26 protein-coding genes are annotated in these 23,583 nt (G+C 70.0%); 19 read left to right on the top strand and 7 right to left on the bottom strand.

Annotated elements, in window-relative coordinates; all coding sequences use genetic code 11:
* The first annotated feature begins 23 nt into the window (after positions 1 to 23).
* From apaG to GXN78_RS09865, 7 genes are all read left to right on the top strand, one after another.
* Positions 24 to 419 (top strand): Co2+/Mg2+ efflux protein ApaG, encoded by a 396-nt coding sequence (apaG, locus tag GXN78_RS09895; protein WP_106560783.1) that lies wholly within the window; start codon positions 24 to 26, stop codon positions 417 to 419.
* Positions 420 to 513: 94 nt separating this feature from the next.
* Positions 514 to 1,782, top strand: a complete 1,269-nt coding sequence (locus GXN78_RS09890) for a cation:proton antiporter (RefSeq protein ID WP_106560782.1) — start codon at positions 514 to 516, stop codon at positions 1,780 to 1,782.
* 154 nt (positions 1,783 to 1,936) lie between these two features.
* Positions 1,937 to 3,055: a YbdK family carboxylate-amine ligase gene (locus GXN78_RS09885; RefSeq protein WP_106560795.1), complete on the top strand. Its 1,119-nt coding sequence runs from the start codon at positions 1,937 to 1,939 to the stop codon at positions 3,053 to 3,055.
* Positions 3,056 to 3,071: 16 nt separating this feature from the next.
* A complete protein-coding gene (gene thiL, locus GXN78_RS09880) occupies positions 3,072 to 4,040 on the top strand; it encodes a thiamine-phosphate kinase (protein WP_106560781.1) in 969 nt (322 codons plus the stop codon).
* 142 nt (positions 4,041 to 4,182) lie between these two features.
* Positions 4,183 to 4,920: a type IV toxin-antitoxin system AbiEi family antitoxin domain-containing protein gene (locus GXN78_RS09875; RefSeq protein ID WP_106560780.1), complete on the top strand. Its 738-nt coding sequence runs from the start codon at positions 4,183 to 4,185 to the stop codon at positions 4,918 to 4,920.
* Positions 4,917 to 5,840, top strand: coding sequence for a nucleotidyl transferase AbiEii/AbiGii toxin family protein (locus tag GXN78_RS09870; RefSeq protein ID WP_106560779.1), 924 nt, complete (start codon positions 4,917 to 4,919; stop codon positions 5,838 to 5,840). The genes GXN78_RS09875 and GXN78_RS09870 overlap by 4 nt, the downstream gene beginning before the upstream one ends.
* A gap of 108 nt (positions 5,841 to 5,948) precedes the next feature.
* Positions 5,949 to 6,866: an aspartyl/asparaginyl beta-hydroxylase domain-containing protein gene (locus GXN78_RS09865; RefSeq protein ID WP_106560778.1), complete on the top strand. Its 918-nt coding sequence runs from the start codon at positions 5,949 to 5,951 to the stop codon at positions 6,864 to 6,866.
* Positions 6,867 to 7,010: 144 nt separating this feature from the next.
* Here GXN78_RS09865 and GXN78_RS09860 read toward each other — a convergent pair whose 3' ends face one another.
* Positions 7,011 to 7,826 carry an isocitrate lyase/phosphoenolpyruvate mutase family protein gene (locus tag GXN78_RS09860; protein ID WP_106560777.1) on the bottom strand — a complete coding sequence of 272 codons (816 nt, stop codon included), beginning with the start codon at positions 7,824 to 7,826 and terminating at the stop codon, positions 7,011 to 7,013.
* 109 nt (positions 7,827 to 7,935) lie between these two features.
* On the opposite strand from GXN78_RS09860, the gene GXN78_RS09855 reads away from it, so the two are divergent.
* Positions 7,936 to 8,139 carry a hypothetical protein gene (locus GXN78_RS09855; RefSeq protein WP_106560776.1) on the top strand — a complete coding sequence of 68 codons (204 nt, stop codon included), beginning with the start codon at positions 7,936 to 7,938 and terminating at the stop codon, positions 8,137 to 8,139.
* Positions 8,140 to 8,142: 3 nt separating this feature from the next.
* Here the strand turns inward: GXN78_RS09855 and GXN78_RS09850 are convergent, their stop codons facing one another.
* Together GXN78_RS09850 and GXN78_RS09845 are read right to left on the bottom strand one after the other, a co-directional pair.
* Positions 8,143 to 9,945 carry a hybrid sensor histidine kinase/response regulator gene (locus tag GXN78_RS09850; RefSeq protein WP_106560775.1) on the bottom strand — a complete coding sequence of 601 codons (1,803 nt, stop codon included), beginning with the start codon at positions 9,943 to 9,945 and terminating at the stop codon, positions 8,143 to 8,145.
* Positions 9,945 to 10,559, bottom strand: a complete 615-nt coding sequence (locus tag GXN78_RS09845; protein ID WP_106560774.1) for a response regulator transcription factor — start codon at positions 10,557 to 10,559, stop codon at positions 9,945 to 9,947. Before GXN78_RS09845 ends, GXN78_RS09850 begins: the two co-directional genes overlap by 1 nt.
* Positions 10,560 to 10,749: 190 nt before the next feature.
* Between GXN78_RS09845 and GXN78_RS09840 the strand changes: the two genes are divergently transcribed.
* Positions 10,750 to 11,025 carry a hypothetical protein gene (locus GXN78_RS09840; protein WP_106560773.1) on the top strand — a complete coding sequence of 92 codons (276 nt, stop codon included), beginning with the start codon at positions 10,750 to 10,752 and terminating at the stop codon, positions 11,023 to 11,025.
* Between the two features lie 75 nt (positions 11,026 to 11,100).
* The gene (gene yfcF / locus GXN78_RS09835; RefSeq protein ID WP_106560772.1) at positions 11,101 to 11,718 is read left to right on the top strand and encodes a glutathione transferase; all 618 of its coding nucleotides are present in this window, start codon (positions 11,101 to 11,103) and stop codon (positions 11,716 to 11,718) included.
* A gap of 14 nt (positions 11,719 to 11,732) precedes the next feature.
* Here yfcF and GXN78_RS09830 read toward each other — a convergent pair whose 3' ends face one another.
* Positions 11,733 to 12,647: a LysR family transcriptional regulator gene (locus GXN78_RS09830; RefSeq protein WP_106560771.1), complete on the bottom strand. Its 915-nt coding sequence runs from the start codon at positions 12,645 to 12,647 to the stop codon at positions 11,733 to 11,735.
* 93 nt (positions 12,648 to 12,740) lie between these two features.
* Between GXN78_RS09830 and GXN78_RS09825 the strand changes: the two genes are divergently transcribed.
* Positions 12,741 to 13,724 carry a tripartite tricarboxylate transporter substrate binding protein gene (locus GXN78_RS09825; protein WP_106560770.1) on the top strand — a complete coding sequence of 328 codons (984 nt, stop codon included), beginning with the start codon at positions 12,741 to 12,743 and terminating at the stop codon, positions 13,722 to 13,724.
* 4 nt (positions 13,725 to 13,728) lie between these two features.
* Positions 13,729 to 15,390, top strand: coding sequence for an FAD-dependent oxidoreductase (locus GXN78_RS09820; RefSeq protein WP_106560769.1), 1,662 nt, complete (start codon positions 13,729 to 13,731; stop codon positions 15,388 to 15,390).
* Here GXN78_RS09820 and GXN78_RS09815 read toward each other — a convergent pair.
* Together GXN78_RS09815 and GXN78_RS09810 are read right to left on the bottom strand one after the other, a co-directional pair.
* Positions 15,384 to 16,355: an AraC family transcriptional regulator gene (locus GXN78_RS09815; RefSeq protein WP_106560768.1), complete on the bottom strand. Its 972-nt coding sequence runs from the start codon at positions 16,353 to 16,355 to the stop codon at positions 15,384 to 15,386. The two genes, GXN78_RS09820 and GXN78_RS09815, sit on opposite strands and share 7 nt — an antisense overlap.
* Before the next feature lie 2 nt (positions 16,356 to 16,357).
* A complete protein-coding gene (locus GXN78_RS09810) occupies positions 16,358 to 16,885 on the bottom strand; it encodes an OsmC family protein (RefSeq protein WP_106560767.1) in 528 nt (175 codons plus the stop codon).
* A gap of 314 nt (positions 16,886 to 17,199) precedes the next feature.
* On the opposite strand from GXN78_RS09810, the gene GXN78_RS09805 reads away from it, so the two are divergent.
* The 5 genes from GXN78_RS09805 to GXN78_RS09785 all read left to right on the top strand — a co-directional run bounded on the left by GXN78_RS09805 (position 17,200) and on the right by GXN78_RS09785 (position 20,995).
* The gene (locus GXN78_RS09805) at positions 17,200 to 18,012 is read left to right on the top strand and encodes a class I SAM-dependent methyltransferase (RefSeq protein ID WP_106560765.1); all 813 of its coding nucleotides are present in this window, start codon (positions 17,200 to 17,202) and stop codon (positions 18,010 to 18,012) included.
* A gap of 11 nt (positions 18,013 to 18,023) precedes the next feature.
* The gene (locus GXN78_RS09800; protein WP_106560764.1) at positions 18,024 to 18,857 is read left to right on the top strand and encodes a methyltransferase domain-containing protein; all 834 of its coding nucleotides are present in this window, start codon (positions 18,024 to 18,026) and stop codon (positions 18,855 to 18,857) included.
* 70 nt (positions 18,858 to 18,927) lie between these two features.
* Complete coding sequence (locus GXN78_RS09795) at positions 18,928 to 19,746, top strand: class I SAM-dependent methyltransferase (protein WP_106560763.1); 819 nt, start codon at positions 18,928 to 18,930, stop codon at positions 19,744 to 19,746.
* Positions 19,747 to 19,809: 63 nt separating this feature from the next.
* Positions 19,810 to 20,298 carry a helix-turn-helix domain-containing protein gene (locus GXN78_RS09790; protein ID WP_106560762.1) on the top strand — a complete coding sequence of 163 codons (489 nt, stop codon included), beginning with the start codon at positions 19,810 to 19,812 and terminating at the stop codon, positions 20,296 to 20,298.
* Positions 20,291 to 20,995 (top strand): nucleotidyl transferase AbiEii/AbiGii toxin family protein, encoded by a 705-nt coding sequence (locus tag GXN78_RS09785; protein WP_106560761.1) that lies wholly within the window; start codon positions 20,291 to 20,293, stop codon positions 20,993 to 20,995. Before GXN78_RS09790 ends, GXN78_RS09785 begins: the two co-directional genes overlap by 8 nt.
* Here GXN78_RS09785 and GXN78_RS09780 read toward each other — a convergent pair.
* Positions 20,988 to 22,439: an FAD/NAD(P)-binding protein gene (locus tag GXN78_RS09780; RefSeq protein ID WP_106560760.1), complete on the bottom strand. Its 1,452-nt coding sequence runs from the start codon at positions 22,437 to 22,439 to the stop codon at positions 20,988 to 20,990. The two genes, GXN78_RS09785 and GXN78_RS09780, sit on opposite strands and share 8 nt — an antisense overlap.
* A 67-nt stretch (positions 22,440 to 22,506) precedes the next feature.
* Between GXN78_RS09780 and GXN78_RS09775 the strand changes: the two genes are divergently transcribed.
* Together GXN78_RS09775 and GXN78_RS09770 are read left to right on the top strand one after the other, a co-directional pair.
* Positions 22,507 to 23,067: a phosphatidylglycerophosphatase A gene (locus GXN78_RS09775; RefSeq protein ID WP_239142658.1), complete on the top strand. Its 561-nt coding sequence runs from the start codon at positions 22,507 to 22,509 to the stop codon at positions 23,065 to 23,067.
* Positions 23,067 to 23,582, top strand: a complete 516-nt coding sequence (locus GXN78_RS09770) for a CinA family protein (RefSeq protein ID WP_106560759.1) — start codon at positions 23,067 to 23,069, stop codon at positions 23,580 to 23,582. The genes GXN78_RS09775 and GXN78_RS09770 overlap by 1 nt, the downstream gene beginning before the upstream one ends.
* Position 23,583: the final 1 nt, after the last annotated feature.

Below are 23,583 nucleotides of genomic sequence, written 5' to 3'. Positions count from 1 at the left end.
CACCAATTGTTAACATCGCGCCGATGTCCAGCCCTCCGATCAACATCCAGGTGGAGCCACGCTACCTGCCGGACCAGTCTTCTCCCGAAGACCGGGTCTATACCTTCGCTTACACGATCACCGTGACCAACACGGGCCGCGTGGCGGCGCAGTTGATCGCGCGGCACTGGCTCATCAACGACGCAAGCGGACAGACGCAGGAGGTCAAGGGCCTCGGCGTGATCGGCCAGCAGCCGCTGCTGGCGCCCGGGCAGTCCTTCCGCTACACCAGCGGATGCCGGCTGCAGGCGCCCAGCGGTACCATGCATGGGAGCTACTTCTTCGTGACCGAGCGCGGCGAACGCTTCGACGTCGCGATTCCCATGTTCGTGCTGGAAGCCGACACGGGCGGCGCCCCCGTCTCGCGCGTGCTGCACTGAACGCAAACCTTCTTTCCCGAGCCATGAACGCCCTGTGCGCTCTGCTCGACGCGCGATGCCTGCCCGGCGCTCGCGTCCCTAACAGATTGGCCTGATGAGTTCTTTCATTACCAACGACCTGCTGGGCTTCTGGTCCGAGTGGCTGCGGCCCTCGGCGGGCTTGCCCACCGTGCTGTGGTCGCTGCTGCTGGCCGCCGCGGCCGCGGCCGGCCACCTGGTGCAACGCTATGCGGGCATGCCCAAGGTGGTCGGCTATTCGATGGTCGGCACCGTGGTCGGCCTGGCCGGCTTCGAGGGCGTGATGTGGCCGCTGCAGGGCATCAGCCTGTTCCTGCTCGAGCTCGGCGTGGCCATCGTGCTGTTCGAGGCCGGCGGCCGGCTGCCGCTGCGCTGGTTCCGCCACAACCCGATGGTGCTGGTGCAGAGCCTGCTGGAAGCCACGCTGACCTACTTCTTCGTGTTCTGGGTGCTGCACTGGATGGACGTGCCCGACCCGGTGGCCAACCCGATCGCGCTGATGGCCGTCGTGGCCTCGCCGGCGGTGCTGAGCCGGGTGGTGATCGACACCCGCGGCTCCGGCCCGGTGACCGAGCGGGCGCTGACGCTGGCCACGCTCAACACCTTCTATGCGCTGACCCTCGGCTATGCGCAGGCCGGGCTGATCGAGCGTGCGCCGCTGGGCCTGTTCCAGAAGCTCTATCCGGTGGCAGTGGTGCTGGGCCTGTCCTTCGTGGTGGGCGCGCTGATGGCGCTGTCGCTGCGCTCGGCCCTGCGCGTGATGAGCCCGACCAGCGAGAACACCTCCATCCTGCTGCTCGCGATCATCGCGGCCGGCGCCGCGCTGGCCGCGCACCTGGGCGGCTCGGCCCCGCTGGCGGCGCTGATCGGCGGCGTGCTGCTCAAGGCCCTGCATCCCAAGCCCTGGGTCTGGCCGCGGCAGCTGGGCACCGCCGCCTCGCTGCTCACCATGCTGATGTTCGTGCTGGTGTCCGTGGTGGCGGCCCAGGCCGACTGGAGCCTGCCCATCGCCAGCGTGGTGCTGGCCGTGATCGCCGTGCGCACGGTGGCCAAGATCGCCGGCGTGGCGATCGCCAACCCGGGCAGCGGCGCGAGCTGGCGCCAGGCCCTGTGGGTGGGCTGCGCGATGGCGCCGCTGTCCTCCATCGCGCTCCTGATCACCTCCGGCTTCGTCACCGCCTCGCCGCTGCTGGGCGCGATGATCACGCAGATCGCCCTGCCCGCGATCCTGCTGATGGAGGTGCTGGGCGCAGTGCTCGCTACCGTCGCCATCCACGGCGCCGGCGAGAGCTCCAGGCCCTGGATGCCCGAGGCCTTCAGCATCACGGAGGAGACGCAGCGATGAGCGCAGCGCCGGGCCGCCCCAAGCAAGCTGGCGCCCCCTCGGGGGGCAGCGATGACACGAAGTGCAGAGCGTGGGGGTCGATATGAGCGTCTTCAACGCCGGCCTGCCGCCTGAGGGAACGCCGCCCGTGCCCGACTCCCCCGAGGGCCGCGTGCTGCCGCTGGAGCCCTTCAACAAGTCGGTCGCCCTGTCGCTGGGCGTCGAGCTCGAGCTGCAGCTGGTCAACACCCACGACTACGACCTCGCGCCCTATGCCGAGGACATGCTGCGCCTGATGGCCCAGACCCCGCTGCCCGGCAGCGTGGTGCCCGAGATGACCTCGAGCATGATCGAGATCTCGACCGACATCTGCCACTCGGCCAAGGACGTGGTGGCGCAGCTCACGCCCATTCGCGACGCGCTGGTGAAGAACGCCGACAAGCTCAACATCGCGGTGGTGGGCGGCGGCACGCATGCCTTCCAGCAGTGGCACGAGCGCCGCATCTACGACAAGCCGCGCTTTCGCGAGCTGTCGGAGCTCTACGGCTACCTGTCGAAGCAGTTCACCATCTTCGGCCAGCATGTGCACATCGGCTGCCCCGATGCCGACGGTGCCCTGCTGATGCTGCACCGCATGTCGCGCTATATCCCGCACTTCATCGCGCTGTCGGCCTCCTCGCCCTTCGTGCAGGGGCAGGACACGCAGTTCGACTCGGCGCGGCTCAACTCGGTGTTCGCCTTCCCCTTGTCGGGCCGCGCGCCCTTCACGCTGTCCTGGAAGGAGTTCGGCAACTACTTCGAGCGCATGACCCGCACCGGCGTCGTGCGCAGCATGAAGGACTTCTACTGGGACATCCGGCCCAAGCCCGAGTACGGCACCATCGAGATCCGCGTGTTCGACACGCCGCTCACGGTGGAGCGCGCCGCGGCGCTGGCCGGCTACGTGCAGTCGCTGGCGGCCTGGTTCCTGCAGGAGCAGCCTTTCACGCCGACCGAGGACGACTACCTGGTCTACACCTACAACCGCTTCCAGGCCTGCCGCTTCGGCCTGGACGCGCTCTACGTCGACCCGGCCACCGGCAGCCACATGCCGCTGCGCGACCACATCCTCATGACCATGACCCAGCTCGAATGGCACAGCGAGGCGCTGGACGCCACCCAGGCCCTGGGCCAGCTGCGCACCAGCGTGGAGGCCAACCGCAACGACGCGCGCTGGCTGCGCGAGCGCCAGGCCAAGGAGCGGCTGCTGGCCGAGGTGGTGCGGCAGGCGGCCATGCGCTTCCGCAACGGCTGAGAAGCCGAGAACGACGATGGGCGAGTTCGACCTCATCGAGCGCTACCTCAGGCGCCCCGCCACGCGCTCGCCGCTGGGCGTGGGCGACGACTGCGCGCTGCTGGCGCCCGCGCCCGGCATGCAGCTGGCCGTGTCCACCGACATGCTGGTGGAGGGCCGTCATTTCCTCTCCACCGTCGACCCGGGGCGCCTGGGGCACAAGGCGCTCGCGGTCAACCTCAGCGACCTGGCCGCCTGCGGCGCGAAGCCCCTGGCCTTCACCCTCGCGCTGGCGCTGCCGGCCATCGACGAGGCCTGGCTCGAGGCCTTCTCGCGCGGCCTGTTCGCGCTGGCCGATGCGCATGGCTGCGAGCTGGTCGGCGGCGACACCACGCGCGGGCCGCTCAACCTCTGCATCACTGTGTTCGGCGAGGTGCCGGCCGGCGCGGCGCTGCTGCGCTCCGGCGCGAAGCCGGGCGACGAGCTCTGGGTCAGCGGCACGCTGGGCGATGCGCGCTTGGCGCTGGAGGTCTTTCGCGGCACCCTGGCGCTGCCGCCCGAGGCCTTCGAACAGGCGCGCCGGCGCATGGAGCAGCCCGAACCGCGCGTCGCGCTGGGCCAGGCGCTGCGCGGCATCGCCAGCGCCGCGGTCGACCTGAGCGACGGGCTGGTCGGCGACCTCGGCCACATCCTCGCCGCCAGCGGCGTGGGCGCGACGGTGGATGCCGATGCCGCCTGCGCCCTGATCGGCATCCCCGCCGCAGCCGCGCTGGATCCGGCGCTGCGCCGCACCTGTGCGCTGGCGGGCGGCGACGATTACGAGCTGCTCTTCGCCGCGCCGCCCGCCGCCGCGGACGCCGTGCTTGAAGCCGGGCGGCTCAGTACGACGCCGGTCGCGCGCATCGGGCGTATCGAGGCGGCGCCGGGGTTGCGCATCGTCGATGCCCAGGGCGCGTCGATTGCGCAAGCTTTCGCGGCCTTCGATCATTTCCAGGCAAAGGCGTAGCTCGCTGGCCGGGACAGGCACGACGCAGAGCCCAGCGGCGGGCGGTCGAGTTTGAGTTTGTGTTGGTTATCGTAGTTTCGCTACGACAACTCAGGCAAAACGAAATCTTGCACGCGCTTGGAAATATCAAAATAATCGTAGCTTGACTACGATAAAACGATCAAAACTAAATTCTCTGCTGACGCAGGTTCCCAGCGGCACGCCCGTGACCAGCGAAGATCTGGCCCTGGAAGGCGTCTCTGCCGACTTGGCAGTTCACTACGTTCGCGCAGGGTGGCTCAAGCGTCTCGCGCGTGGCGTGTACATGCGTCCCGACGCTGCGCTGCAGCGCGACCCCAGCCTGTGGCTGCTCCAGCGCCAGATCCCAGGCCTCCACGTCGGCGGTAAGACCGCGTTGGACTGGCATGGTGTGCGCCACTATGTTTCCCAGGTCCCCAAACTGCAGCTCTATGGCTTGAAGTCGGCCAGACTGCCGGCGTGGTTCACCGACTCCTTCCCCGCGGAATATCGCCGCAAGCAGCTCTTCAGCAGTGACGCGACCGGCATGAAGCACGTCGGCCCCTTCGAGGGCCGCGCAAACGGGCCGAACGTGTCCTCCCCCGAGCGTGCGTTCCTGGAGCTGATGAGTGAAGTGGGCGTGCGGCAGCCGCTGGCCGAAGCGCGCGAGTTGGCTGAAAGTGCTTACGGCCTTCGCGCGTCGGTCCTTGGCGAGCTGCTGCGAGAGTGCACGAACGTGAAGACGGTTCGCCTGTGCCTGCAGCTCGGGCGAGAGCTCACCCTGCCCTGGGCAAAAAAGCTGGACCCGGCAAGCCTGCCGGCCGGCGCCGATCGACCCTGGGTCTCTCGAACCAACGAAGGGCTGCTGGTCCTCAAGAAGTGAACGACATCTACCTCAAGACCGCGCGCCTGCTGACCCAGGTCGCTCCGTTCGTCCTTGCCGACGACACTTTCGCCCTCAAGGGCGGCACCGCCATCAACCTGTTCGTGCGCGACATGCCGCGCCTGTCGGTGGATCTCGACTTGGTCTTGCCGGACCACACCTTGTCCCGCGCCGCAGCGCTCAAGCAAATCAAAGCGTCGCTTGGGCGAGCTGCCGACCAGCTGAAGTCGAAGGGGTTTCAGACGCATCTCGCCGGCGCACCCGATGCGGGCGAGACAAAGCTTCTGGTGAAACGAGACGGAATCGAAGTCAAGATCGAGGTGAACTACGTGATGCGTGGCACCGTCAGGCCTGTCGCGATGGCGGGGCTGACGGCCAAGGCGCAGGAGATCCTTCAGGTCGATCTCGAAATCCCGGTGGTTTCGCTCGACGACGTCTATGGCGGGAAGCTTGTCGCAGCGATGGACCGGCAGCATCCGCGCGATCTCTTCGACGTGATGCACCTGTTGACCAACGGCGGCATCACCGACGGTATTCGGCGTGCGTTCGTCGTGTACCTAGCAAGCCACAACAGGCCGATCCATGAGGTCTTGTTCCCGCCGCTGCACGACGTGACCTACGAGTTCGAGGCCAACTTCAAAGGGATGACCACCGAGCCGGTCGAACTGGATGCGTTGCTCGCTGCCCGGAGACAGATGATCGCCACCCTGCACGAAGAGCTGGATGTGAATGAGCGAGCCTTCCTCATGTCCCTGGCCAACGGCGAACCGGACTGGAGCCGGATGGGCGTGGGCCATCTCAATGCATTGCCGGCGATTCAGTGGAAGCTGCACAACCTGGCGAAGCTGAAAGAGGCAAACCCGGCAAAGTTCAAGGAGCAGTCGCAGGAACTGGCCGAGAAGATTGCGGCGCTCGAGTGATGTGCAGGAGGTCGGCCTTCCCAGGCCGAGGCTGCGCGCCGTGCGCGATTCGGCGAGAATTCCAGGTTCCGCTTCATCCCGGCGACGACCCCAGTCTCGCCCGCATCGATGTCCAGCTTCCTGTCCTACAAACTCCTGATCCCCCTCGTCTTCCTGGCCTCCGGCCTCTACGTGCATTTCCGCGGCCAGGTGCGGCACCGGATCGGCCGGCAGTTGAGCGACCACTCGACTTTCCTCGCGCCGCTCAACGTGCTGATGTACTGGTTTTCGTCGGTGCCCTCCAAGCCCTACATCGACGTGAAGCAGTTCCCGGAGCTCCAGGTGCTCGAACAGAACTGGCAGACCATCCGCGACGAAGGCCTGGCGCTGTTCGACGAGGGCCACATCAAGGCGGCGGCGGGCTACACCGACATTGGCTTCAACTCCTTCTTCCGCACCGGCTGGAAGCGCTTCTACCTCAACTGGTACGGCGACTTCCTGCCCTCGGCCAAGGGCCTGTGCCCAAAGACCACCGAACTGCTCGCAGGCATTCCCTCCGTGCGTGCGGCGATGTTCGCCATCCTGCCGCCGGGCAGCACGCTGGTGCGGCACCGCGACCCCTTCGCCGGATCGCTGCGCTATCACCTGGGCCTGAAGGTGCCGCAGGATGCGCCGAGCTGCCGGATCTTCGTCGACGGCCAGTCCTACTACTGGAAGGACGGCGAGGCGGTGATGTTCGACGAGACCTACATCCACTACGCCGAGAACCTTACCGACGAGACCCGGCTCATCCTGTTCTGCGACATCGAGCGCCCGCTCAACAACCCGATCGCGCGCTGGATCAACCGCGAGATCGGCTGGCGCATGATCAAGGCCGCCGCCACGCAGAACGAGGAGGGCGAGCCGATCGGCGGGCTGAACAAGGCCTTCGCACAGGTCTACAAGATCCGCGTGCTGGGCAAGCGTCTGAAGGCCTGGAACAAGCCCAGCTACTACCTGGTCAAGTGGGCGATCTTCGGCGGGCTGTTCTACTGGCTTTTCTTGTGAGCGGCTGGGCTTCTGAGCGGCCGCGCGCAGCGTCGCCGACGCACACCGCCCCCGCTCACCCGGCAAGCAGTTCAGCGATGCGCTGATCGCCTGGTCGCGCACCGCCTCGAATCCGAGCGGCCGCGCCGCCCGGCGCTGAACCGGTCAGCGCATCAGGCCGTTGAGCTCCACGCCCGAGGCGGCATCGGCGAACCCGTCGAAGCGCCCTTCCTGCAGCGTGCGGGCCGCGCGCATGAAGCCGCCCCAGGCCGCGCGCGCCAGCGCGCCGCCGACGCTGACGCGCCGCACGCCCAGCGCGGCGATGTCCTGCAGCGTGAACTCGCTGGTGGCGCCGACCAGCAGGTTGACCGGCTTGGGCGCCACCGCGGCGACCACCGCCGCGATCTGCTCGCGGGTTCGGATGCCGGGGGCGTAGAGGCAGTCGGCGCCAGCCTCCGCATAGGCCTTGAGCCGGGCGATGGTGTCCTGGAGGTCGGGGCGGCCCTGGAAGAAGTTCTCCGCCCGCCCGACCAGCAGCGTTTCGCCGCCCTCCTGGTCGATGGCCGCGCGCGCGGCGCGCAGGCGCGCCACCGCTATGTCGATGTCGTACAGCGGATGGTCCGCATCGCCCGTCGAGTCCTCGATCGACAGCGCAGCGACGCCGGTGTCGATGGCCATGCGCACGCTCTGGGCGACGCCTTGCGGATCGGCGGCGAAGCCGCTCTCGAAGTCCGCGTTCACGGGCAGCTCGGTGGCGGCGACGAGCTCGCGGAGGTGGGCCAGGATCTGCGCGCGCGAAAGGGCGCCGTCGGCATGGCCGCGCGACCAGGCGAAGCCGGAGCTGGTCGTGGCCAGCGCCTGGAAGCCCAGGCTTTGCAGGAATCGTGCGCTGCCCAGGTCCCAGGGGTTGGGCAGCACGAAGCAGCCCTCGGCGTGGAGCTGGCGGAAGAGGGCGCGCTTTTCGGCGACGGTACGGGTCATGGAAACCTCGGCTTGAGAGGAGGGTGGTCGGTTTTCGGATGAAGGCCCGCCCCGGGTTATAGAGCCGCGCGGCGGCGGCGGGCCCGCGGAACTACTGCAGAATACCCGGATGAACTGGCTCGCATCCCTCTCCATCGCTTTGCTCATCGCCGGCTGCGGGGTGCCGCCCAACCAGGTCGTCCCGCTGCGCGACGGCACGCTGCGTGCCATCACCTACGTGCAGGCCGGCGACCATTGCCGGGAGAAGGGGTTGACCGCCCGCATGCTGGGCAAGGCGCCGGCGGAGCAGGGCGTGCTGTTTCGCTGCGAGTGAGGCTCAGGCCCGGCGCATTTCGAGCCCCGCGAAAGAGGAATCGAGCTCGCGCCCCATCAGCACCGCGCTCATCGCCCGGTAGAGCTGGCTGGGCAGCACCGGCTTGTGCAGCAGCGGCACGCCGGTCGCGCGCGCCTCGCGCAGCCGCTGCGGCGCGGTGTCGCCGGTGATCAGCAGTGCCGGCAGGTCCGCGCCGAACTCCGCGCGCAAGGCCGCGATGGCCTCGGCGCCGGTGCGCAGCTCGCGCAGCCGGTAGTCGCTGATCACCAGGCCCGGGCGGTGCGCACGCGCCAGGGCCTGCGCTTCCTCGATGGAGTCGGCCACGTCGCAGACGCAGCCCCAGGCGCCGAGCAGCTGGCGCATGCCGGTGCGCACGGATTCGTCGTCGTCGATCACCAGCACGCGCAGGTCGAACCCGCGCGCCGAGCCCGGAACCGCTTGGGCGGCGCCTTCGGCCACCACCCCGGCGCGCGCCGCAGGCAAGGCCAGCCGGAAGACGCTGCCGCGCCCCGGCGTCGACACCAGCGCGAGCGGCTGCCCCAGCGCCCGTGCCAGGCCCTGTGCGATGGCCAGGCCCAGGCCCAGGCCCTTGCGGCGGTCGCGCTCGGCGTTGCCCAACTGGTGGAACTCGCGAAAGATCGCCTGGTGCTGCGCGGGCTCGATGCCGATGCCGGTGTCCCACACCTCGATCAGCATCTGCTCGCCACGCGCGCGGCAGGCGACCAGCACGCCGCCCTGCTCGGTGTAGCGGATCGCGTTCGACACCAGGTTGCGCAGGATCAGCGCCACCAGCGCCGGATCGGAGCGCACCGCCGCGTGGGTCTCGCGCGAGCGGTAGACGATGCCCTTGGCATCGGCCTGCGGCGCCAGCTCGTTCTCGATCTTGTTGAGCAGAGGCTGCAGCGGGAAGACCTGCATCTGCGGCTCGACCACGCCGGCCTCGATGCGCGAGAAGTCCAGCAGCGTGTCGAGCATCTCGGCCGAGGCCTGCCAGGTGGCGCGCGCGTTGGCCAGCGCGTCGTACTGGTCGGCCGAGAGCTTGCTGCGTGCCAGCACCTCGAGGAACAGGCCCTGCGCGTGGATCGGCTGGCGCAGGTCGTGGCTGGCAGCTGCGAGGAAGCGGGACTTGGCGAGGTTGGCCTCCTCGGCCGTGCGGTGCGCGGCCTGCGCATGCTCGGTCTCGATGCGCAGGCGCTCGATCAGCTCGTGGTTCTCGAAGCGCAGCCCGATGGCCCGGCGCGCCGCGCGCGAGCCGTTGCGCGCCTGCCCCACCAGGGCCGCGCTGTAGATGATCGCGGCCACCCCGAGGGCGTCGTAGGCCGGGTCGCCCATCGTCCACAGCTTGGAGCCGAGCACGATCAGCTCGGTGGCGCCGAAGATGATGAATGCCGGAAAGATCGGTGCCAGCGAAGACATGGAGCTGCCGGCGACGCCCGCCAGCACTGCCAGCACCAGCACGTTGCCGGCCATCGTGGTGGTGCCCAGTGCGGCCCAGGCCAGGGAGCCCCAGGCCGCGCCGTCGATGAGGTTGAGCACCAGCTTGCGCATCAGCAGCCCGCGTGCGCTCGCGGGACTGATCTCGGTGGCGAGCAGCCGCCGTGCATCCCGGGCGAGGTAGAGCTTGATCAGGATGATGACGCCGGCCCAGGCCCGCATCGCGAGTGCGTTGGATTCGTTGGAGAGCACCCAGACCAGCAGCAGCGCCAGCAGGATGGTCGGGATCACCGAGGCGCCGATGTTGCCCAGCTGCAGGCGCAGCTGTTCCACCAGCATGCGGTCCTCGGGCAGGCGCGACGCCTTCACCATCAGGCCACGAGCCCGCGCTGCCGCGCCGCGAAGCCGGCTTCGGAACGGCTGGAGACCTGCAGCGCCGCCAGCACCGCCTGCACATGGCCGCGCACGGTGTTCTCGGACAGGTTGAGGCGCCGGCCGATGAGCTTGTTGGACAGGCCCTGGCACATCAGGTCGAGCACCTCGCCCTGGCGCGGCGTGAGCAGCGGCTGCGAGCCCTCGCCGCACGCGCCCGCCGGCAGGCCATCGGCCGCCACGGGCAAGCCCTGGCGCAGCTGGCCGATCACCGCCAGGATCTTGGCGGCCGGTTCGGCCTTGGAGACGAAGGCGGCGGCGCCGCGCTCCATGGCCAGCCGGACCTTCTGCGGCGAGACCTCCGAGGACAGGATCACCACCAGCGCCTGCGGCCACTTGCGCCGGACCAGCGCGATGCCTTCCAGGCCGTTGAGCCCGTGCAGCTGGATGTCCAGCAGCACCAGCGCCGGCTCCTGCATCGAGGTGCGCAAGGCCTCCTCGAGCGAGGCGGCCTCCGCCACCTCCAGATCGCCGATGCCGGCGGCAAGCACCATGCGCAGCCCGCTGCGGAACAGCGCATGGTCGTCGACGAGGAGGATGCGGGGCGGCAGCATGGAGGCAAACAGACAGGGAGGCAGACAGGCAGAAAGGCAGGCAGGCGGCAGGGCAGGGGAGCGTCCAGGCATTCTGCCCAAGTCCCCCCTCTCTGCGCCCGGTCCAATTGGACTATTTACGCAATCCGGCGCAGCGGCGACCATCAGGCTCCCAACAATTTCACGCTCCTGTCCCTTCGCCCGCAGTCGAATGAAGCCCCTGGTCGAAATCCAACGCGTCGGATCGAACGCCTTCAGCTACCGCATCAGCGCCTTCGTCGCCGGTGCGGGGCCGGCGGGCGACAGCGGCACCTACGATTCGCTGGCCTATTGCCTGTTCGACGCCGGCGCTTCGCTGGGACCCTATTTCGCGAGCGTGGAACTCAATGTGAACGGCCTCTTCGTGGGCTCTTACCCCATCGACGCGCTGTGCCGCCACCCCAAGCGGCTGGCGCAGCGCATCCAACAACATTTCCAGCCGGCCTGAGCGCGGCGCGCCCGGCGGCACCGGCGGTCGCCGGATGCGCTATGGTCGCAGCCTCCCGGCCACCACGGAAAAGTCATGCTGCTGTACGTAGATTCCCAGTTCGCATCGCCTTACGCCATGTCCGCCTTCGTGGCGCTCAAGGAGAAGGGGCTCTCCTTCGACGTCGAGGCGCTCGATCTCGGTGCCGGCGCAAACCAGGCCCCATCGTTCGCAGGCGTCTCCCTGACGCGCCGCGTGCCCACGCTGGTCGAAGGCGACTTCGCGCTGTCCGAATCCTCGGCGATCGCCGAGTACCTGGACGAAGTCTTTCCCGGCCCGCTGCTCTTTCCGCGGCACCCCCGATCGCGGGCCCGCGCGCGGCAGGTGCAGGCCTGGCTGCGCAGCGACCTGGGGCCCCTGCGGCAGGAACGGACCACCGAGGTCGTCTTCTACGGACCGGTTTCGCGGCCGCTCTCGCCGGCGGCGTTCGATGCCTCCCAGAAGCTCATCGCGGTCGCTACCAAGCTGCTGAGCCATGGTGGGGACCACCTGTTCGACCAATGGTCCATCGCCGATGTCGACCTCGCGCTGATGCTCAACCGGTTGATCCTGAATGGCGACGAGATGTCGCCGCGCCTGGCCCGCTATGCCAAGGCGCAATGGGCACGGCCTTCGGTCCAGCTCTGGGTCCAGCGGCCGCGCCCTGCGCTGTAACGAGGGCGCCCGGCTCAACCCTTCTTCAACGCCCGCTGCAGCGTCTCGATGAAACTGCGGCTTGCCGCCGACAGCGAGCGGCCCCGCTTGGTCACCACGAAGACGTCGCGCGACACGCGCGGCGCCGTCAGGCTGCGCACCACCAGCGCGGCATCGCCCGCCGCCCGGGCAAAGGCCGAGGGCATGATCGACGGCCCCATGCCGCTGGCCGTCATCCACAGCGCGGTCGACAGGAAGGACACCTCGTTGACCACGTCGAGCGCCACGCCGGCCTGCGCGGCCGTGGCGTCGATCAGGGGCCGGATGCCGTAGCCCGGCCGCACGGTGATGACGGGATGGCCGGCCAGGTCGGCCCAGCGCACGGGCTTCTTGCTTCCCGCCAGCACGTGGCCGCGCGCGCAGACCAGGCTTAGATGGTCGCGCATCAGCGTCTGGGTCTCGACCTCGGCGCCGGGCCGCTCGGGCGTGCCGATGCCGAAGTCCACATGCTCGCCGAGGATGCGCGGGACGAACTGGTCGGGCGCGCAGTCGTCCACCACCACGCGCACGCCCGGATGCGCCTCGCCGAAGCGGCGGATCGCGTCCGGCAGCAGGAAGGAGGCGAGCGTGGGCGTGATCGCCAGGCAGATGCGGCCGCGCTGCAGCTGCGCGAGCTCGCGGAAGTCGGCCGAGAGCGAATCGACGTCGCGCAGGATGCGCTCGGCCGCGGGCAGCATTTCGTTGGCCGCCGCAGTGGCCTGCAACGAGCGCGTGGTGCGGTCGAAGAGCCGCGTGCCCAGCCCTTCCTCGAGCTGCCGGATCAGCATGCTGACCGCCGACTGCGTGACGAACAGCTTCTCGGCCGCCGCGCTGAGCTTGCGCAACTGATGCACCGCGACGAAGGCGCGCAGCTGGCGGATGGTGGGGCTGAACTTGGGCAGAGGATTCATCAGGTCGAATCATATTTCGTTCGGAATTTATTGATTTACGAATGAATGGCGCTGCCGTCCAATGCGTCCCGGAGACATCGACAAGGAACACGCATGAAGACACTCGCCCGCGCCCTGGGCCTGCTCGTCGCGGCCGCCGCGCTGCTCGCCGGACCCGCGCGCGCCCAGGCGCCCGCCGACTTCCCTCACAAGCCGATCCGCGTGATCGTCACCTTCCCGCCCGGCGGCAGCGCCGATGCGGTGGTGCGCATGCTGGTGCCGAAGCTCAACGACAGGCTCGGCCAGCCGGTGGTGGTGGACAACCGTCCCGGTGCCGGCGGCAACGTCGGGCTCACGGCGGTGGTCAAGTCGCCGGGCGACGGCTACACGCTGGGCGTGGGCGCGGCCGGGGCGCTGTCGGCCAACAGCAGCCTCTATGCGCAGATGCCCTTCGATCCGCAGAAGGATCTCAAGCCGGTGGCCATGCTGGCCGCCATCCCCTTCGTGATCGTGGGCCATCCCTCCATCGGCGCGAAGACGCAGGCCGAGCTGCTCGCGCTGGCGCGCGCGCAGCCGGGCAAGCTCTCGATCGGCCACGGCGGCAACGGCACGGCCATGCACCTGTCGGCCGCGCTCTTCGCGCAGATGGCGGAGGTGAAGCTGGTGGAGGTGCCCTACCGCGGCTCCGGCCCGGCGGCCGTCGACGCGATGGCGGGCCAGATCCCGCTGGCGGTGGTGGACCTGCCCTCGTCGCTGCAGCAGATCAAGGCCGGCAAGCTGCTCGCCTTTGCGGTGAGCAGCCCGCAGCGCCTCCCCATGCTGCCGGAGGTGCCGACGGTGGCCGAGGCCGGGCTGCCCGGCTACGACTCCACAGGCTGGTTCGGCGTGGTGGCGCCGGCCGAGACGCCCGCGCCGATCGTGGCGCGCCTGAATGCCGAGATCAACGCCGCGCTCAGGGACGAGCAGATCCAGGCCGCCATGCGCAACCTCGGCGTGGAGCCCGCGCCCGGCACGCCCAAGGCCTTCGACGACTACATCCGCGCCGAAACAAAAAAATGGGCCCAAGTCATCAAGGCCGCCAACATCAAGCTGGATTGAGGACATGCACGAACAGGAAGAACTGAAGGCCGACGTCCTGGTCGTCGGCGCCGGCCCGGTGGGCCTGACGCTGGCAATGGACCTGGCCTCGCGCGGCGTGAAGGTGCTGGTGGCCGAGACGCGCCGCTATGCCGAGCCGCCCAACGTCAAGTGCAACCACGTGGCGGCGCGCACCATGGAGCAGTTCCGCCGCCTGGGCGTGGCGCAGAAGCTGCGCGATGCGGGGCTGCCGGCCGACCATCCGAACGACGTGGTGTTCCGCACCAGCGTGACGGGCATCGAGCTCACGCGCATCCCCATCCCTTGCCGGCGCGACCGCTACACTGAGACCGAGGGCCCGGACGCCTGGTGGCCCACGCCGGAGCCGCCGCATCGCATCAATCAGCTCTTCCTGGAGCCGATCCTGCTCGAGCACGCCGCCGCGCTGCCGAACGTGCGCATGCTCAACCGCACGCAGGTGGGCGACTTCGAGCAGGACGCCGACGGCGTGACGGCCGATGCCACCGACCTCGACACCGGCGACACCCGCCGCATCCGCTGCCGCTACCTGGTGGGCTGCGACGGCGGCAGTTCGGGCGTGCGCAAGCGCATCGGCGCGAAGCTGGAAGGCACGGCCGTGATCCAGCGCGTGCAGTCGACCTACATCCGCGCGCCGCAGCTGCGCGCGCTGATCCCCGGCAAGCCGGCCTGGTCCTACTACTCGGTCAATCCGCGCCGCTGCGGCACGATGTTCGCCATCGACGGGCACGAGACCTGGCTGGTGCACAACCATCTGAATGCCGAGGAGCCGGAGTTCGATTCGGTGGACCGCGACCGCTCGATCCGCGAGATCCTCGGCGTGGGCGAGGACTTCGACTACGAGGTGATCAGCAAGGAGGACTGGGTGGGCCGCCGGCTGGTGGCCGACCGCTTCCGCGAGCGCCGGGTGTTCATCGCCGGCGACGCGGCGCACCTGTGGGTGCCCTACGCGGGCTACGGCATGAATGCCGGCATCGCCGATGCGATCAACCTCTCGTGGCTGCTCGCGGCCTGCGTGCAGGGCTGGGCCGACGAACGCATCCTCGATGCCTACCAGGCCGAGCGCCAGCCGATCACGGAGCAGGTCTCGCAATTCGCGATGGACCATGCGCAGAAGATGATCCGCGCGCGCCGCGCCGTGCCGAGCGACATCGAGGCGCCGGGGCCCGAGGGCGATGCGCTGCGCGCCGAGATCGGGCGCGAGGCCTATGACCTGAACATGCAGCAGTTCTGCTGCGCCGGCCTCAACTTCGGCTACTTCTACATGCGCTCGCCCATCATCGTGGCCGACGGCGAGCCGGCACCCGCCTACACCATGGGCGACTTCACGCCCTCCACCGTGCCGGGCTGCCGCGCACCGCACCTGTGGCTGGCCGACGGGCGTTCACTCTACGACGCCTTCGGCCCCGGCTACACGCTGCTGCGCTTCGATCGCCGCGTCGAGATTGGCGCGCTTGAGAAGGCGGCCCGCGAAGCGCGCTTGCCGCTCGCGGTGCTCGACGTGGACGCCAGGGAGATCCCGCGTGCCTACCGCCATCGCCTGGTGCTGTGCCGCGCCGACCAGCATGTGGCCTGGCGCGGCGATCGCGTGCCGGCGGACGCCGTGGCCTTGGTGGCTCAGCTGAGGGGCGTCGCGCCGCCTCAGTGAACCACCGGGCGCGCCGATCGATTGCGCCGCCACGCCGCCGGCGGGCAGCCGTACTCGCGCCGGAAGGCGCGGCTGAAGGCGGTGTCGGTCTGGTAGCCCACGTCCTCGGCGATGCGCGCCAGCGGCGCGTTGCTGCGGCACAGCAGGTTGGCGGCCAGCAGCATGCGCCACTGCGTGAGGTACTGCATGGGCGCGGTGCCCACCAACTGCTGGAAGCGCTCGGCCAGCACCGAGCGCGAGCTGCCGGCCGTGCGCGCCAGCTCCTCCAGCGTCCAGGCCTGGGCCGGGCGGCTGTGCAGCGCGGTGAGGGCGCTGCCCACGATGCGATCGCCCATGCCGGCCAGCCAGCCGGTGCGGCCCTCCCCCTGCTCGCTGGTGTACAGGCGCAGCACCTCGATGAACAGCAGCTCGGCCAGCTTGGCCAGTACGCCGGCGCCGCCGGGGCGCGGCGAGCGCGCCTCGGCCAGGGCATAGCGCACCGAGCTCTCCAGCCAGATGCCGGCATTCGATCCACGCACGTTGACGCGCAAGAGCCGCGGCAGCCCCGCGAGCAGCAGGCGCGCCAGCCGCGCATCGCAGGCCAGGTAGCCGCAGACCAGGCGCGTGGTCGCACCGCCGCCGCCGTAGGCCAGCATGCGCGGGCGACGCGACAGCACTTCGTCCAGCCGCGCGCCGGTCGCCGGCGGCAGGCCGGGCTCGGAGGTCATGCGGTGCGCATCACCCTGCGGGAAGATGATCGCGTCGCCGGCGACCAGGCGCATCGGCGGTTCGCCGGCCAGCTCGACGAAGCACTCGCCTTCGGTGATCAGGTGGAAGATCACCACCCGCTCCGCGCCCGGCTCCAGGAAGGGCGCAGCGGCGTCGGCGCTCGGCGACTGGTAGCACCAGGGCGCGGTGAAGCGGCCATGGATGAAGATCGCGCCCACCAGGCGCACGACACGCAGGACTTCGGACAGCGCGTCCATGCTCAGGCCACCTCGACCTGCAACGCCAGCGGCGTTGCGTTCTGGGTCGCGTTGGGGATGGGCGAGCGCCGCACGCCGGCCTCGGCCAGCGCGCGCAGGCGCTCCGGCGAGACCCCCTCGGCGGCGATGCGCACCTGCAGCTGCATGTCGCGCGGCCCGGCGTAGATCTCGTGGCCGTCGGCGCCTGCCATGCCGATCACGCCGCGCGTGTCGGACCGGCTGCTCACGCGGACCTCGAGCGTGCCCAGCGCGATGCCCTCGGCCGCCGCGGACATCACGATGGAAGTGGCGGCGCAGGACGCGATGCCGGCGCGGAACAGCCAGCCGGGCGTGACGCGGTCGCCGCTGCCGCCGAGCTCGCAGGGCATGTCGGTCAGCATGGCGGTGCCGTTGGCGTGGGTGGATTCGACGCGCACGCCGCCCTGCCAGCGGGCGGTGGCCGGCGCGTCGTCGTGAAGGCCCATGTCGGGGCGGCGCTCCAGCGCCGCTTCCGCGCGCTGCATGGCCGCAGCGATGTCTTGCATGCTCATGTCCGTTGCTCTCCGGGTCGGCCGAGGACGATGCGGAAATTGTGGGCGCCTGGCCCCCGGAGGCCAACTAGGCCGAACAGCCGATGCCTTCGCGCAGACGCTGGGCCAGCAATCCCGGACGCTGCGCCAGCTCCACGGCCGCCAGCGCACAGTCGAGGACGATCGGGCAAGCACGGGCGACGCAGGGGCAGGACGCGGCGGCCCGCGCGGTGGTCCAGTAGCGGCAGGACGGGAGCCGGGGAGCGGCCACCGTCCGTTCCAAGCCCGCAGACCCTTTGCCGGACCCCCGGCCCATCCCCAAGGAGCCATTCGCCATGAACGCACCCGTCGATCTCAACGCCGTCAAGTCCCGCCAGCAGGCGGCCTGGTCCAGCGGCGACTACGCCATCATCGGCACCACGCTGCAGATCGTCGGCGAGCAACTGGCCGAGGCCTGCGACCTGCGCTGCGACGAAGCGGTGCTCGACGTCGCGGCCGGCAACGGCAACGCCACGCTGGCGGCGGCCCGCCGCGGCTGCAGGGTCACCTCCACCGATTACGTGGCCGGCCTGCTCGACCGCGGTGCCGAGCGTGCCAAGGCCGAGCGCCTGGAGGTGAAGTTCCAGGCCGCCGACGTCGAGGCCCTGCCTTTCGACGACGGAAGCTTCGACGCCGTGCTTTCCACCTTCGGCGTGATGTTCGCTCCCGACCATGCGAAGTCCGCCGCCGAGATGCTGCGCGTGTGCCGCCCGGGCGGCCGCATCGGCATGGCCAACTGGACGCCCGAGGGCTTCATCGGCCAGATGTTCAAGACCCTGGGCCGGCACCTGCCGCCGCCCGCAGGCGTGCAGCCGCCCTCGCTGTGGGGCACCGAAGCGCACCTGCGCACGCTGTTCGGCGACCAGGCCGCTTCGATCCAGGCGACGCCGCGCCTCTTCAACTTCCGCTACCGCTCGGCCGCGCATTTCATCGAGGTGTTCCGCACCTGGTACGGGCCGGTGCTCAAGGCCTTCGCCAGCCTGCCGCCGGACAAGGCCGTGGAGCTGGAGAAGGACCTGGGCGAGCTGCTGAACCGCCTGAACCGGGCCGGGCCGGACTCGCTGGTGGTGCCCAGCGAATACCTCGAAATCGTCGTCACCCGTCGCTGAGTCTCCGAGCCATGGAGCCGCGGCTGCAGCGAAGGATCCAGCGCTACGGCTGGGACCTGGCGGCCGCCGTCTACGAGCCGCGCTGGCAGGCGCAGCTGGCCCCCGCGCACGAGGCCCTGATAGCGCTCGCCTCGCCACAGCCGCAGGAACGCGTGCTCGACGTGGCCTGCGGCACCGGCCTGGTCGCGCTGGCCGCGGCCGAGGCGGTGGGCCCGCAGGGCCATGTGCTCGGCACCGACCTGTCCGATCACATGGTCGATGCGGCGCGGCAGCGCGCCGCGCAGCGCGGCCTGCGCCAGCTCGGCTTCGCGCGCATGGACGCGGAGCAGCTGGCGCTGCCCGATGGCGGCTTCGACCTGGCGCTGTGCGCGTTGGGCCTCATGTACGTTCCCGACACCGCACAGGCCCTGCGCGAGATGCGGCGCGTGCTGCGTCCGGGCGGCAGGGTGGCGCTGGCGGTCTGGGGCGAGCGGGCGCGCTGCGGCTGGTCGGCGCTGTTCCCCATCGTCGATGCCGAGGTCCGCAGCGAGGTGTGCCCGCTCTTCTTCCGCCTGGGGCAGCAGGACGCGCTGGCCCGCGAGTGCACCGAGGCGGGCTTCGAGTGCATCGCGCAGCAGCGCATCGCGAGCACGCTGTGCTACGCCGATGGCGAGGAGGCCTGCATCGCAGCCTTCGCCGGCGGGCCGGTCGCGCTGGCCTGGTCGCGCTTCGGCGACGAGACCCGCGCGCGCGTGCAGGCCCGCTACCTCGATGCGATCGAGCCGTGGCGCCAGGGCGGCGGCTACCGCATCCCCGGCGAGTTCGTGATCGTGACGGGCGCGGCGCCGGCACATCCCTCCCGCTGAGGAGGGCGCCGCTTGCAGAAAGCGCGGCCCGGTCGGACCATGGGCGCCAGCGCCGACCCAGGAGACGCGAATGAACGAAGGCTTTCGCGATTTCGAGCACGCGGGCTGGACCGACCCCGAGGTCTGCGCCGCCTATGACCGTCACCTGGCCAGCCTGACGACGCAGTCCATCGGCGCACTCCTCGACGCCGCCCGCGTGGGCGCCGGCAGCGCGGTGCTGGATGTGGCGACGGGCGCCGGCTATGCGGCCGCCGCCGCGCTGGACCGCGGTGCCCGGGTCACCGGCTGCGACTTCTCGGCCGAACAGGTGCAAGCGGCGCGCCGACGCTATCCGGAGCTGCGCTTCCTCGAAGCCGATGCCGGGCAACTGCCCTTTGCGGACGCCGCCTTCGACGCAGTGGTGTGCAACTACGGCGTGCTGCATTTCCCGGAGCCCGAGCGCTTCTTCCGCGAGGCCTGGCGCGTGCTGAAGCCCGGCGGACGCCTGGCCTTCACCGCCTGGGACGCGCCCGAGCGGACGAAGCTCTATGGCGCCGTGCTCGGCGCCATCGCACACTGCGGCGCGATGGACGTGGGCCTGCCCGCCGGGCCGAACATGTTCCAGTTCGCCGACCGCTCGGCCTGCGCGCAGGCCATGGCTTCCGCCGGCTTCGAGGACTGCACGGTCCGTTCGGTTGCACAGACCTGGCGCCCGGCTTCCGGCGAGCAGCTGCTCGCTGCCGTGAAGACCGGCACCGTGCGCATGCGTGGCACCCTGGCCCGGCAGCGCGACGCGAACGCCGGCGCCATCGACGAGGCCATCCTGGCGGCGCTCGCGCCGTGCCGGAGCGGGCAGGGCTACGAGGTGCCGATGCCGGCGGTGCTCACGGCGGCGAAGCGACCTTCATGAAATCATTAAAAACGTTTCTCATTCTTGACATTTCATCGATTTTGTCAACAATGAGAAACGTTTATGCCAGCCTCCGGTCCTGATCTCACCGCCCAATCCGCAGGTGCCCTGTCCGCCATCGGCGCCACGGTGCGGCGGCGCCGCAAGGACCTGGGCATCAGCGCCGTGGCCGCGGCCGAAGCGGCCGGCATCTCGCGCGTGACCCTGCACCGGATCGAGAAGGGCGAGCCGGCGGTCACCATGGGCGCGTATCTGCGGGTGCTCGTGGCGCTGAGCCTCCAAGTGGCAGTCCTGCCGCAGGAGGAGGCTGTTGAGCCTCACGAAGCAACGCGCCGCGAAGGCTGGCTTCCCGCACGCGTCCGCATCGCCGACTACCCCTGGCTCAAGGAACTCGCCTGGCAGGTTCACGGGGCGCAAGAACTGACGCCGCGCGAAGCCCTGGGCATCTACGAGCGCAACTGGCGGCACGTCGACCCCGCCACACTGTCCGCAGCCGAGCGCGAGCTGGTCGATGCCCTGCGACTGGCACTCGGGAGCGATCCGGTTGTTTGAGCGGCAGCATCACCGCCGCGTCGCGCAGGTCCTCGAGGCGCTCGACGGGCCGCAACTGCGCGCACGAGCTTGCCTGTTCGGAGGCGGCACCGCCATCGCACTGCGCTTCGGCGAGTACCGCGAATCGGTGGACATCGACTTCCTCGTGTCGGACCTCGGGGCCTACCGCGAGCTTCGGCAGGCGCTGACCGGCATCGACGGACTGGCAACCCTCCAACGGGCAGGGGCCCGGCCGCTCGAGTTGGTCGGCGAGCTGCGCGCCGACCAGTACGGCATCCGCACACGCGTGCGCGTCGATGAGCAGCCAATCAAGCTCGAGATCGTGTTCGAGGCACGCATCGCGCTGCAGGCACCCGGCAAGACCGATGAAGTCTGCGGCGTGCCCACGCTCACGCCTGTGGACATGGCCGCGAGCAAGCTGCTCGCCAATTCCGACCGCTGGCCCGACGACGGCGTGTTCAGCCGGGACCTGATCGACCTCGCGATGATGAAGCCGTCCTTGGCGTTGCTGCGCCAGGCCGTTGCCAAGGCCGAGGGCGCCTATGGCGCTGCCGTGCGCCGCGACCTGCAGCGGGCCATCGACCGCATGCAGGCGCGCACGGGGTGGCTGGAGCGCTGCATGAAGATCATGGGCATGGCGGGCACGCAGGCGCAGGTGTGGCAGCGCATCCGGGCGTTGAGGCGGGTGCTCATCTGAGCTGCGTCGATGCGGCAACAGGCGCAAAAGAGGTGATGGCCTCCAGCAGCCCCGGCAGCCGGGCGGCGGCCTGCCTCGCGCCGGCCTTGTAGCGCTGCAGCAGCGCCTGCCGGTCGGCATCGTCCTCCCTCACGGCGTGGACCAGCGCGGTCATGCTGTCCAGGCGCGAATGCGCCACCCATTCCATCAGGCCCGGGTGCTTGCCCCAACGCTGGCGGTTGCCTAGGGAGACAACCCACACCCGGATCCAGTCGGCCGGCACCACCGGCGTCGGGACGACTGCGCACAAGGCGTTCTTCTCGGCCTGGTCGGCGAAGTGGCTTTCCACATACGCGATCAAGGCCGCACTGAAGACCGGCTGGCAGCTGCGCACCATCAGCAGGTTGATGCGGCCGCCGTCGAAGATAGGCAGCGCGGGCGCCGCCGTGATTCCGGCGGCGCTGCAATCGACGACCAGCCAGCCGGGCTCGATCTCGTGGCTGCCCTGCTCGAGGACGATGCGCGCCGCCTCGATCGCCTTCACGCGCCCGAGGCGCACGATGTTGCGGATGCGGCGCAGCTCGCGCAGCTCGGCCTGCGTGACGGTGGCGCAGCGGTACATGGTGGGCTCGACCGCCGGGTCGAGCCGCAGCAGTTGGCCTTGCGCCTCGAGCCGCGCGAACAGGTCCGGGACGGAGGTCGCCGTGGCGATCGCGTCGAACTGGGCGACCAGGCTTCCGATCGCCTGGTCGAAGAAGTCCATGTGAGGCTGGAAGTTGGCACGGTCGAGCAACCAGGCATCGCGCGGCGCGATCCAGCAGATGCGCTCCGGATCGACGCCGTTCTGCAGCAGCCACAGGCAGGCGTCGATGCCGGTCTTGCCTGCGCCGACCACCACATAGCCTGGCTCGGCACGGCGGATGCGGGACAGGTCGTTGACAGGCACGCAGCGCACGCCGGGCCCGAGCGCATAGGCTGGGCGATGGGTGGAAGGGACTGCCGTGCGGGCGTGGGTGGCGTCGACCACCTTGCGGCGCGCCGCCACCGTCCAGCGCTGGCCGCTCACGATCGAGCGGACGTGGTGCTCGCTGCCGGGGCTCATCTCGCCCTCGCACATCGGGAAATAGCGCACGCGGCCCGAGGGCAGGAAGCGCTGGTTCATCACCTGGTCGTAGTAGTCCAGCACCTCGGCGCCGCCGGCCAGTTCGTAGAGGCCCTGGTTGAGGCCGGCGCTGTCCTTCGTGCCGCTGCCCAGCGTGCGCGAATTGACGCCGTAGAGCACCGAAGGCGCATGCAGCCGCACGAAAGGATAGGCATCGTTCCAGTGCCCGCCGGGCCGGTGGTGACGGTCCACCATCACGATGCGGGCGTCATCGGATTCGGACAGCAGCGTGTCCGCGAAGGCCATGGCCGTCGCACCGCTGCCGACGATCAGGTAGTCCGTCTCGATGGGGCTGGGCGTCATCTGGCCTCCTGCGTGGTGGATGTGCGCGTTCGATGGCAACGCGCATCTTGGGCGACACTGTCGTTCCATGCAATCCGCCTCTCCCTCCGGCGCCATGCCGATCCCGCCCGTGCCGCGCCCCACGCTGCGCTTCATGCTCGCCCACCCCGCGCACCTCATCGCGCTGGGCTTCGGCGCCGGCCTCGCGCCGCGCGCGCCCGGCACGGTGGGCACGCTGTGGGCCTGGGCCGCCTTCGTGCTCATGCAGCGCTGGCTGTCGACTGCGGCCATCGGGTGGATCATCCTGGCCTCGCTGCCCATCGGCTGGTGGGCCTGCACCGTGGCCGCGCGCCACATGGCCATCGCCGACCCCGGCGCCATCGTCTGGGACGAGGTCGTCGCCTTCTGGCTGATCCTGTGGCTGGTGACGCCGGCCGGGCTGCTGGCACAGCTCGTGGCCTTCGCGCTGTTCCGCCTCTTCGATGCCGCCAAGCCGGGCCCGGTGGCCTGGGCCGACCAGCTCTTCAAGCAACGCCGGGCGACGCCCGCCACCATGTCGTGGAGCGCAGCGGGCTTCGGCATTTTGTTCGACGACCTGGTGGCGGCCTTCTGCACGCTGCTGGTGATCGCCTTCTTCCGCGCCTGGTGATGCCCATGAACGACGCTTCCTCTGAATCCGAATCCGACACGCCCGCGCTGGTGCTCCAACTGGCCGAGCTGTTGCAGCAGCAGGGCCGGATGATGGCCACGGCCGAGAGCTGCACCGGCGGGCTGATCGCGGGCGCCTGCACCGATCTGTCGGGCTCCAGCAACTGGTTCGAGCGCGGCTTCGTCACCTACTCGAACGCGGCCAAGACCGAGCTGCTGGGCGTCGACGCGGCGCTGATCGCGGCCGAGGGCGCCGTCAGCGAGCCGGTGGCGCGCGCCATGGCCGAGGGCGCGGTGGCGCGCTCGCAGGCGCAGGTCGCGGTGGCCGTGACCGGCGTGGCCGGTCCGACCGGCGGCAGCGCCGAGAAGCCGGTGGGCACCGTGTGGTTCGGCTGGTCGGTGGCAGGCTGCCTGCGCACCGAGCGCCGGCGCTTCGATGGCGACCGGGCCGCCGTGCGGGCGGCGACGGTGCATCACGCCTTGCAGACGCTGCTGACGTTGTTGCGCGCGGCCTAGG

The sequence above is a fragment of the Variovorax sp. WS11 genome (genome assembly GCF_010499245.1).
Lineage (GTDB): Bacteria > Pseudomonadota > Gammaproteobacteria > Burkholderiales > Burkholderiaceae_C > Variovorax.
The sequence above is the reverse complement of the archived record's forward strand: the minus strand, read 5'-3'. Positions and strand labels throughout refer to the sequence as shown.